Annotated in this window: 7 protein-coding genes; 1 reads left to right on the top strand and 6 read right to left on the bottom strand. The window is 63.5% G+C overall.

Features of this window, described 5'->3' with window-relative positions:
- Positions 1 to 166: 166 nt before the first annotated feature.
- From SOP85_RS30030 to lldD, 5 genes are all read right to left on the bottom strand, one after another.
- Positions 167 to 4,261, bottom strand: coding sequence for a bifunctional nitrate reductase/sulfite reductase flavoprotein subunit alpha (locus SOP85_RS30030; RefSeq protein WP_323629284.1), 4,095 nt, complete (start codon positions 4,259 to 4,261; stop codon positions 167 to 169).
- A 342-nt stretch (positions 4,262 to 4,603) separates the two neighbouring features.
- Positions 4,604 to 6,310: an amidase gene (locus tag SOP85_RS30025; protein WP_323629283.1), complete on the bottom strand. Its 1,707-nt coding sequence runs from the start codon at positions 6,308 to 6,310 to the stop codon at positions 4,604 to 4,606.
- 84 nt (positions 6,311 to 6,394) lie between these two features.
- A complete protein-coding gene (locus SOP85_RS30020) occupies positions 6,395 to 6,913 on the bottom strand; it encodes an HIT family protein (protein ID WP_323629282.1) in 519 nt (172 codons plus the stop codon).
- 192 nt (positions 6,914 to 7,105) lie between these two features.
- Positions 7,106 to 7,873 carry a metallophosphoesterase gene (locus tag SOP85_RS30015; RefSeq protein WP_323629281.1) on the bottom strand — a complete coding sequence of 256 codons (768 nt, stop codon included), beginning with the start codon at positions 7,871 to 7,873 and terminating at the stop codon, positions 7,106 to 7,108.
- 27 nt (positions 7,874 to 7,900) lie between these two features.
- Complete coding sequence (gene lldD / locus SOP85_RS30010) at positions 7,901 to 9,046, bottom strand: FMN-dependent L-lactate dehydrogenase LldD (protein ID WP_323629280.1); 1,146 nt, start codon at positions 9,044 to 9,046, stop codon at positions 7,901 to 7,903.
- A 172-nt stretch (positions 9,047 to 9,218) separates the two neighbouring features.
- Here lldD and SOP85_RS30005 point away from each other — a divergent pair, with 172 nt between their 5' ends.
- Positions 9,219 to 9,434 (top strand): hypothetical protein, encoded by a 216-nt coding sequence (locus tag SOP85_RS30005; protein WP_046816415.1) that lies wholly within the window; start codon positions 9,219 to 9,221, stop codon positions 9,432 to 9,434.
- 10 nt (positions 9,435 to 9,444) lie between these two features.
- On the opposite strand, the gene SOP85_RS30000 is transcribed toward SOP85_RS30005, so the two are convergent.
- Positions 9,445 to 9,657, bottom strand: a complete 213-nt coding sequence (locus tag SOP85_RS30000; protein WP_323629279.1) for a DUF4287 domain-containing protein — start codon at positions 9,655 to 9,657, stop codon at positions 9,445 to 9,447.
- Positions 9,658 to 10,414 lie beyond the last annotated feature (757 nt).

Here is a 10,414-nt window from a genome sequence, read left to right as displayed (position 1 = left end):
CCTTCGCCGGCAAGCCGGGCTCCTACAATGTTGTGTGTTGGGCATGAATCCGTGGTTTTCCACGGACCTGTAGGAGCTGGCTTGCCAGCGAAGAGGCCCAGGAGACCAGCGCAGTACTCAAGGCCGCCTTCGCCGGCAAGCCGGGCTCCTACAATGTTCCAACCACTCAATAGACATCCCGCAAATAACGCTTCTGCTCACTCATCTGGCGCCAATAATCAGCGGCGCCTTGCGGATCCAGTCCACCATGTCGTTGCGCGACCTGGCGCAAGGCCTGGTCGACGTCCCTGGCCATGCAGCTGGCATCGCCACAGATGTACAACCGGGCGCCGTCCTGCAGCCAGCGCCAGAGTTCGGCGCCTTGTTCGCGGATGCGGTCCTGTACGTAGATCTTCTCCGCCTGGTCACGGGAAAACGCCAGGCTCAGGTGCGTCAGCAGGCCATCGTGCTGCATGCCTTGCAGTTCATCGCGGTAATAGAAATCGCTGGCGGCGTGCTGTTCACCGAAGAACAGCCAGTTCCTGCCCTGGTCGCCCCGCGCGCGGCGCTCTTGCAGGAAGGCGCGGAAGGGTGCGACGCCGGTCCCGGGGCCGATCATGATCATCGGTACATCACCGTCGCTGGGCACGCGAAAATGTTTCGACGGCTGGACGAAAACCGGTACCTCGGCGTCCTGCGCGCGGTCGGCGAGAAAGGTCGAGGACACGCCCTTGCGTTTGCCGTAGCGCACCGCGGCCACGGTGAGATGGACTTCCCGTGGATGCGCCTTGGCGCTCGACGCAATGGAATACAGGCGCGGTTGCAGGCGTTTGAAGGTGCTCAGCAGCTCGCTTGCCGAGCAGTCGAGCGGATAGGCCTGCAGCACGTCCGCCAGTTGCCGTCCCCACAACCATTCTTTCAGCTGAGCCTTGCGGTCATTGCCCAGCAGCTGTTTCAAGCCTGGGTTGGCGCTGCGCTCGGCGATGAAGGCCAGGGTGTCGCTGTTGGGCCGGGCGATTTCAAAGTGTTCGGTCAGGGCCTGACGCAACGACACCTCGCCGAATTTATCGATACTCACCTGCGCCTCGGCCTTCAACCGGGTCAGGTCGAGCAACTCGTCGACCAGTTCAGGACAGTTGCGCGGATGGACGCCCAGCGCATCGCCCGCCTCATAGCCCAGTCCCGAATCCGCCAGGTCCAGGGAAAACATCCGTGTTTCCTTGTGCGGGCTCTGGTTGTTGAGGTGAAGATTGACCAGCAGCCGCGAGGCATGGGGCTTGGCCTTGGCGGGTGTTTCGGCGGGGCTGGCGGCACCGTGCGTCTCGACAGTGTCCGCAGGCTCGGGCCTGAGGGTCTTCTGCAATTGCGCCAGCCAGGTATCGGCGCGCTCTTCGAATTCGGTGTCGCAGTCGACCCGTTCCAGCAGGCGGGTTGCGCCCAGTTCCTGCAGGCGCTGGTCAAGTTGCCTGCCGTGCCGGCAGAACTGGTCGTAGGCCGGATCGCCCAGGGCCAGTACGGCAAAGCGCAGCGATTCCAGGCGTGTCTGGGTGGTGCTGAGGGTGTGCCAAAAACCTTCGCCGTTGTCCGGCGGTTCACCATCGCCGAATGTGCTGCTGATCAGGGCCAGGTTCTGCGTGCTGGTCAACTTGCTGGCCGGAAAATCGGCCATCGCGCTCAGCTCCACGGCGAAGCCGCCGTCGCGCAGGCGCGCGGCCAAACGTTCGGCCAGGGTTTCGGCATTGCCGGTTTGCGAGGCCCAGAGCAACGTCACGGCGGGTGCGTTGGCGGCGGCTGGGGTTTCAACCTGGTTGCCCAGCGCAACACCCGCATCGACCCGGCTGAACAACCCACCCAGGAGCCCGTCCAGCCACAGCCGCGTCTCGGTGGCCAGCGGCGCGCCGGGCGGCAGCACCGGCACACCAGGCGCCTGGCGACCGGCGGAGGATTGCAGGCCACTGAGAAAACCGGCCAGGTAAGTGCGTTCACTGTCATTCAATGTCGGGGAGGGCAGGCGACGGATGCCCGCCAGATCAGCGAAGGTCTCGATGCTCGACATGGCGAGTTCCTCTGGCAAGGGGGAGAGGGCGACGGCGGCAGGCGCTGGGGTTTGCAAGAACTGATGGTCGATCAGTTCGACCCGTTGCAGGGCGACCGCACAGAACTTGAATTCCGGCTGCTGGGATATCGGGTCGACGGCATCGTTGGTCACGGCATTGATCGCCAGGTTTTCGCCAAACACATCGTTCCAGTGAAAAGGCGCAAAACAATTGCCCTGGCGCACGCGGTCGGTCAGCACCGCCGGCAACACGGCGCGACCGCGCACGGAGCGTACTTCGACCGGGTCCTTGTCCTTGATGCCCAACGCACTGGCATCCTCGGGATGGATCTCGACGAAGGGGCCCGGGTTGAGCTTGTTCAGGGTCGCCACCTTGCCGGTCTTGGTCAGGGTGTGCCACTGGTGCTGCAAGCGCCCGGTGTTGAGCACGAAGGGAAAGGCTTCATCGGGCATTTCTGCCGGCGCCATGTGCGGCCGGGCGAGGAAGATGCCTTTGCCGCGCTCGGTGGCAAACACGATCGCCGGCTGGCGGCCATCGGCTTCGACCTTGAGCGTCTGGCTCACGCCGTTGTTGAGGTAGCGAATCGGATTGCGTTGCGGGGCAGCCTCGGACGCGCAGGGCCATTGCAGCGGTTGGTCGCGCAGGCGCGTGTAGCTGGCGCCGCGAATGTCGTAGCCGGTCCTGGGGTTCCAGGCGCGCTTGATCTCTTCGAACACTTCCTCGGCAGCGCTGTAGGTGAACCCGTCGGCGAAGCCCATCTCGCAAGCCACCCGGGCGATGATCTGCCAGTCGGGCAGCGTCTCGCCCGGGGCCTCCACGGCTTTTTGCATCAGCGTCAGGTTGCGCTCGGAGTTGATCATCACGCCCTCGGCCTCGGCCCAGAGCGCGCCGGGCAGGAGGATGTCAGCGTAACGGTTGGTCTCGGTGTCGAGGTAGGCGTCCTGGGTGATCACCAGTTCGGCCGCCTGCAGGCCGTCGATGACTTTCTGGCGGTTGGGGCCCGACGCGACCGGGTTGGTGCAGATGATCCAGCAGGCCTTGATCTTGCCTGCGCTCATGTCTTCGAACAGGGCCACAGTGCCGCCGCCAACGTTGCGCGGCAGGCTGTCGCGCGGGATGCGCCACAGGTCCTCGATGAATGTCCGGTCCGCCTCCACCAGCGCCGAACGCTGGCCGGGCAGGCCTGGCCCCATGTAGCCCATCTCGCGGCCGCCCATGGCATTGGGTTGCCCGGTCAGGGAAAACGGCCCGCTGCCCGGCCGGCAGATCGCCCCGGTGGCCAGGTGCAGGTTACACAGGGCGTTGGTGTTCCAAGTGCCGTGGGTACTCTGGTTCAGGCCCATGGTCCAGCAGCTCATCCATTCGGCGGCTTCGCCGATCCATGACGCAGCCTTTCGAATATCCGCCTCGGGCAGGCCGGTGATTTGCGCGACCGTGGCGGGAGGATAGTCCTCGAGGAATTCGGGCATGGCCTCCCAGCCTTCGGTGAACGCGGCGATGAAGGTCGGGTCGGTATGGCCGTTTTTCACCAGCAGGTGCAGCAAGCCATTGAGCAAGGCCAGGTCGGTCCCTTGCTTGATCGGCAGGAACAGGTCGGCTTTGTCCGCGGTGGCGCTGCGCCGTGGATCGACCACGATCAGCTTCGCCCCGGCCTTGACCCGGTCCAGCATGCGCAGGAACAGGATCGGGTGACAGTCGGCCATGTTCGCGCCGATGACGAAAAACAAATCAGCATGATCGAAGTCCTGGTACGAACCCGGAGGGCCGTCAGAACCGAGGGACAGCTTGTAGCCGCTGCCGGCGCTGGCCATGCACAGGCGGGAATTGGACTCGATGTTGTTGGTGCGAACAAAACCCTTGGCCAGCTTGTTGATCAGGTATTGGGCTTCCAGGGACATTTGCCCGGACACGTAGAACGACAATGCATCGGGGCCATGGCGATCGAGGGTGTCGCGCAACCGGCTGGCCGTCTCGCTGATCGCCTTGTCCATGGCGATGCGCACCGGGTCGCGCTGGCGCTCCTGGCGCAGGTAGGCATGCTCCATCCGCCCCGACTCGGCGATGGCCTGGCCGCAGGTGGTGCCTTTGGTGCAGAGCCGGCCGGCGTTGGTCGGGTGGGCCTTGTCGCCGCTGACCTTGACGACCCGGTTGTTTTCGACCTGCATGACGATGCCGCAGCCCACACCACAATAGGGACACACACTGCGTACGGTTTTGCTTGCCATCCTCGCCCCTCGAATCTCTTGCCGGCCGTTACCGATGCCGGAAACAAAAAAGGCGCCATGCGGCCCACCGTCATAAAAACGGGGGACACACGGCGCCTTTGTCGTATGCATGCAATCAGCGTTGACTGCAGGGTTGAGATGTACCTAGCAAGTCACGCGCCAGAAATGCCTTTCAGGCCGTGATCGTTGTCGATACGGGGGCGGGCAAGGGGAGATCGTCGAGCGTCGGTGCAAATGAACGCTGCACCCTGCACTTTTATAAAGCGCCACCTGCACCCGGGTGCACCAGTCGGTGGCGGTGGCGGGACTGGCACCTGCAGCGCGCCAATCCCGCCCGCGCTGTCACTTGCCCAGCGCTGGGGTGCGCGGCGGGATCAAGCGCTTCGAACCGGTGGCCTCGAACGCCGAGGCCAGGCGCAGCAGGGTCGAGTCGTCATAGGCGCGACCGGCAAAGGTCAGCCCCACGGGCATGCCGATGTCCGGCATGACCCCCATCGGCACGGTGACGGTCGGCACCCCCAGATGGCGTATCGCGAGGTTGCCGTTGGCCACCCAGACGCCGTTGCTCCAGGCGATGTCCGCCGCTGCCGGGTCGACATCGGCATTGGCCGGGCCGACGTCGGCGACGGTCGGAAAAATTACCGCATCGAGCCCCAGCCGATCCATCCACTGCTCGAGATCGATCTGGCGCGTCTGTTCAAGGCCGCGCAGGCCGTCCGGCACCGTCGGGATCTGGTCCCACGGGGTGATGCCCCGCTCGGCCATGCGCACGTACTCGTCCATGCCGGCGGCAAGGTCGCCCTCGCGGTTGGGCAGGGTGCCTGGGTCATGGGGGAAAATCAGCGGTCCGTCGACATCGACCAGGCGGTTCAACTGTGGATCGCCGTTGGCCTGCAGGAAATCATCGAAGGCCCAGGCCGTCAGGTCCCACAACTCGTGATGCAGGAACTCCTTGGACACGATTCCGCGATTGAACACGGTCGGCGCACCGGGACGATCGCCCTCGCAGTTGGAGACCAGCGGGAAATCCACCTCGATGACTTCGGCGCCGGCGGCTTGCAAGGCCTGGCGGGCCTGCTCCCACAACCCGATCACCGAAGGCCGGGTGTGGATGCGCTGCCCGGTCGGGCCGCCGATGCCAGGGGCCTCGCTGGTGCCGGCTTCAGGGTCGGCGTTGATGTACATGCGCGGCACGCCCAGGCGCTTGCCGGCCAGGGCCGCGGCGTTGGCGGCCAGGTCCTGGTAGGAAGCGGGGCGCACCGAGGCGACAGATGGAATCGGCACCCAGGGTTGCAGGCGCCACAGGTCGCCGCGGGTGTCGGGGTCTTCGGCCACCACCACGTCGAGCACCTCGAGCAGGTCCGCCATGGTCCGGGCGAACGGCACGACCACGTCCATGGTCGGCGTCAACGGCCAGTTGCCACGCACCGAGATCACCCCGCGCGAAGGCGTGTAGGCGCACAAGCCATTGTTGGAGGCCGGGCCACGACCGCTCGACCAGGTTTCTTCAGCCAGGCCGAAGGCGGCAAAGCTGGCGGCGGTGGCGGTTCCGGCACCGTTCGACGAGCCGGAGGCGAAGGGGGCGGTGAGGTAGTCGGCGTTGTACGGGCTTTCTGCGCGGCCGTAGACGCCGCGCTGCATGCCGCCGTTGGCCATCGGCGGCATGTTGGTCTTGCCCAGGCAGATGGCGCCGGCGGCGCGCAGCCGTTCGATAGTGAAGGCATCGCGACAGGCGACCAGGTCCTTGAAGGCCGGGCTGCCGGAGGCGGCGGTCAGCCCCTTTACCAGGTAACTGTCCTTGGCCGTGTAGGGAATGCCATCGAGCGGGCCCAGGGCCTGGCCCTTGGCGCGCCGGGCATCGCTGGCCTGGGCCTCTTGCAACGCCTCGGGGTTGCGCACCACGACCGCATTGAGCGCGGTGGGCGTCTGGGGCGTGTCGTAGGCATCGATCCGCGCGAGATAGGCCTGGACCAGTTCAACGGCGGTGGTCTGGCCGGATTCGAGCGCAGCGCGCAGTTGGGCTATGGAAACTTCGGTGACTTCGATCATGCGGTGACTGCCGGCTGTTGATGGGGGATGCGCGGGTTGAGGCATCCGGGTACGCCCGTCATGTTAGCACCGCGATCGCCGATGTCAGCTGCCGGCTTGAACAAGCAGGCGCTGGCTCGCCGGACTGAAGGCGGTGCGCAAGCGCTCGATGACCCGGTCGATCGAAGGGCCTTCAATGGCCGGTGGTTGCGGGCTCTCGCCGAACTCACGCCAGATGAACAGGGTCATCTCCGCGCCATCGGTCAGCGTGTGTGCGCTGGCGCTGTCGCCGAAGTTTTCCAGCAGCCGATAGCGCTCATCCTGCCAGAACAGGTCCTCGACCCACGGGTACACCGGGATGTAATGGAAATGGATGGGGAAGCGCGGATCGTGGCCGAATCGGCTGATGTAGAGCCACTTGGGCTGCAACTCCGCTTGCAGGGTTTCCTGCACCCTGGCGAGCAGCCCGCCCATCTCGGCCAGGGCCTGCTCGGGAAGGTCGGACAATGAATTGGCGTTGTGCCGGGTGCCCAGGACCAGATAGCCGGGGAGCGCCGAAGACATGTGGTGGTTGAGGATCCAGTGGGCGGTTTCATGGATGATGAAACGGGGTGCTATGTCCATGGGTCAATGTCCGTTGGCGACGCTGCCAAAAGGGGCGGGTGGGTTGGCCTCGACTGATTCTAAATCCAGCAAAGCTCCGTGGGATACGCTTTTTGCGCTGGTGCCAAGCGCGGGCAATGTAGGGGCAAATCCTGCCGCCGACCACCAGACCTGGGTGTAGCAGGTTAACGCTTTGGTATGAGGCCGGGGGGTTCACAGGTCCAGGTCAATCACATGGGCGGCCTCGAATTGAGCGTTTTCATTGATGCCATTCCTGGCATAGCCCCGGGCGTTGCACACGACCCGGGTGTTGCCGATCCGGTAATCGAAGCTGCCATGGGTATGGCCATGCAACCAGAGTGCCGGCTGCCACGCCTTGATCCGCTCTTCGAGGTCTGACACGAAACTTGCGTTGATCGGCGAATCGGCGAAAGCCGGGCTGATGCTCGAGCGGGTCGGGGCGAAATGCGATATCACCACCGTCGGGATATTCCGGTCGGCGGCAAAACAGTCTTCCAGCCAGGCGACCGTCTGCAGGAAAATCAGCTGGGAAATGGCCGGGGTGAACAGGTCTGGAAAATCAGGCGAAACCCTGATGCGGCTGAAGTCGCGGATCAGACTCGTGGCCATGTCGATTCCCTGGGCCCGATCTTCGGCTTGATCAAAAAGACGGTAGTCGGACCACAGGGTGCAACCGAGGAACCGTACGCCGTCGTGAATGTGCGCCGTGCGTTCCATTACGTGGATCGATGTGCCTTGGGACAAGCGGTGCAGTTGCTCGTAGGTCGAGATCAAGTCGCTGCCGTAGAATTCGTGATTGCCGGCCACGTACAGCACCGGTGTCGGGCATGCCCTGGCCCACTCGATGGCGGCGGCCGGCCGGGAGATATCGCCGGCCAGGACCACGATATCCGCTTCCAACACCGGAAACGGCAGGGCATCGACGGACAAATGGATATCGGAAAGCAGGGCGATGCGCATGGAGCGGTTCCTGGCAGTGGGTGCTAATTACTTGAGGGGATGACGCACCAGAATCGATTCGTCGATCTGGTCGATGGAGGTGACCCCCGTCAATGTCATGGCCACGCGCATTTCCTTGGCGAAGATATCCAGCATGTTTTCCACCCCGCGTTGACCGTCGGCCGCCAGGGCATAGGCCATGGAGCGTCCAAGCAGTACCCCTTTGGCTCCCAGTGCCAACATGCGCACCACATCCAGCCCCGAGCGGATCCCCGAGTCGACCAGCACCTTGAGGTCATTGCCCACCGCTTGCATGATTGGCGGCAGGGCTTGGGCCGTGGAGAGCACGCCATCCAGCTGCCGGCCGCCGTGGTTGGAAACGATGATACCGTCGGCGCCAAAACTGACCGCATCCCTGGCGTCCTCGGGGTCGAGAATGCCCTTGATGATCATCGGGCCCTTCCAGAAATCGCGAATCCACTCCAGGTCGCTCCAGCTGATCGACGGGTCGAAGTTGTTGGCCAGCCAGCCGATGTAATCTTCGAGCGTAACGGCCTTGCCCAGATACTTCGAGACATTGCCCAGGTCATGGGGCCGCCCCATGAGGCCGACGTTGAAGGCCCAGTCGGGCCGGGTGATGGCCTGCAACATTCGCCGCGACGATGCATAGGGACCGGACATGCCCGAATGGGCGTCGCGATAGCGGGCGCCGGGCGTCGGCATGTCGACCGTGAACACCAGGTTCCGCACGCCGGCGGCCTTGGCGCGTTCCAGCGCGTTTCTCATGAACCCGCGGTCCTTGAGCACATACAGTTGAAACCAGATGGGCTGTTGAGTGTTGGCGCGGACCTCTTCGATCGAGCACACCGACACGGTGGACAGGCACAGCGGGATGCCTTTGTTTTCGGCGGCCTTGACCGCCTGCACTTCGCCACGGCGGGCGAACATGCCCGTCAGCCCTACCGGCGCCAATACGATGGGCATCGACAGGCGTTGATGGAACAGGGTGGTTTCCAGGCTCAATGCTTCGACGTTCTTGAGGATGCGCTGGCGCAGGCTGACGTCCGCCAGATCGGCGCTGTTGGCCCTCAGCGTGTGCTCGGCATAGGCTCCGCCATCGATGTAGTCGAACAAAAAACGCGGGAGCTTGCGACGGGCTGCCTCGCGATAGTCGGATGCGGACGAAATGATCATATTGCCGATGCCTTGAGCTGATGGGGGACGGTGACGCCTGTCGAGCTTGAGGGCAGATTAGCCCATGCAATTGCAACTCTGTTGAAAAGCCGTGCAAACCTTTGGTGGCTGCAACATGGACGAAACATTACGCGCCTATGATCCGCCTCAACCAAAACCGAGGGAGCGACCCATGAACCGGCCATCAAGAAGCATCCGCAAACTGCTCGACTCCGTGGCCTCCAACAACGAGGGCGCGGCGCTGGATGTGATGCGCGCCGCTGAACAGCTCAAGGACGAGGTGCTGCGCCAACGCTTGCTCAACCTGATTCATCGGCTCAACCAGGACGCCATCGACTTGCGCATTGCCCGTGACGAGATCCAGGGTGGCGCCATCAAGCTTGCGTGACGGGCTTGCTTCAACCTGCGTGAGCCAGGTAATAGGCAACCAGAGCATTGGCGTGGCCATGACCCAGGCCATGCTCGGTCCTGAGCCAGGCGACCATTTCCATGTGCTTCTTGTTGCTGACGGTCTTGAGCAGGTCCAGCCAGTGGCTGACCGGGTGCCCGTACTTTTTTTCGATTGAAGGGAAGTACGAGGCGGGGCCTTTGGTTTTTGTGTCTTCAGTCACGTTGCAAACTCCATTTTTGCTGGGTGATCAGGAGAGCCGGGAAATGCTCCCGACGCAGCATCGGTAACGGTACTTTTTAGCCTGTGCTGAATCCGCCGTCCACTCCTGGTATCGCATCACAGCAATCGCGGCCTGACAGCCGATCCATCTCTCACGGCCGAATCGGATCTACTGCAGGAGCTGGCTTGCCAGCGATGGCGGCACCAAGGCCACCATCGCATCGCCAGCAAGCCGGCTCCTACAGATGCGCGCAATGCCACACATTCATCATGGCCCCACAAATCCTGTAGGAGCTGGCTTGCCAGCGATAGCGGTGTAACGGCCACCATCGCATCGCCAGCAAGCCGGCTCCTACAGATGCGCGCAATGCCACACATTCATCGTGGTCCCACAAATCCTGTAGGAGCTGGCTTGCCGGCGATAGCGGTGTAACGGCCACCATCGCATCGCCAGCAAGCCGGCTCCTACAGATGCGCGTAACGCTACACATTCATCATGGCCCCACAAATCCTGTAGGAGCTGGCTTGCCGGCGATGGCGGTGTAACGGCCACCATCGCATCGCCAGCAAGCCGGCTCCTACAGATGCGCGCAATGCCACACATTCATCATGGCCCCACAAATCCTGTAGGAGCTGGCTTGCCGGCGATGGCGGTGTAACGGCCACCATCGCATCGCAAGGTGAACTGACCGTATGATGTTGGCTTCATCGTCGATAAGGAGATCGCCATGTCGCCAAACAAGGCATGCCCCGTCATT

Origin of the sequence: Pseudomonas sp. YuFO20, assembly GCF_035064975.1 — a bacterium.
In the GTDB taxonomy this organism is placed as follows: domain Bacteria; phylum Pseudomonadota; class Gammaproteobacteria; order Pseudomonadales; family Pseudomonadaceae; genus Aquipseudomonas; species Aquipseudomonas putida_AE.
This window is presented reverse-complemented; position numbering and strand designations above follow the sequence as displayed.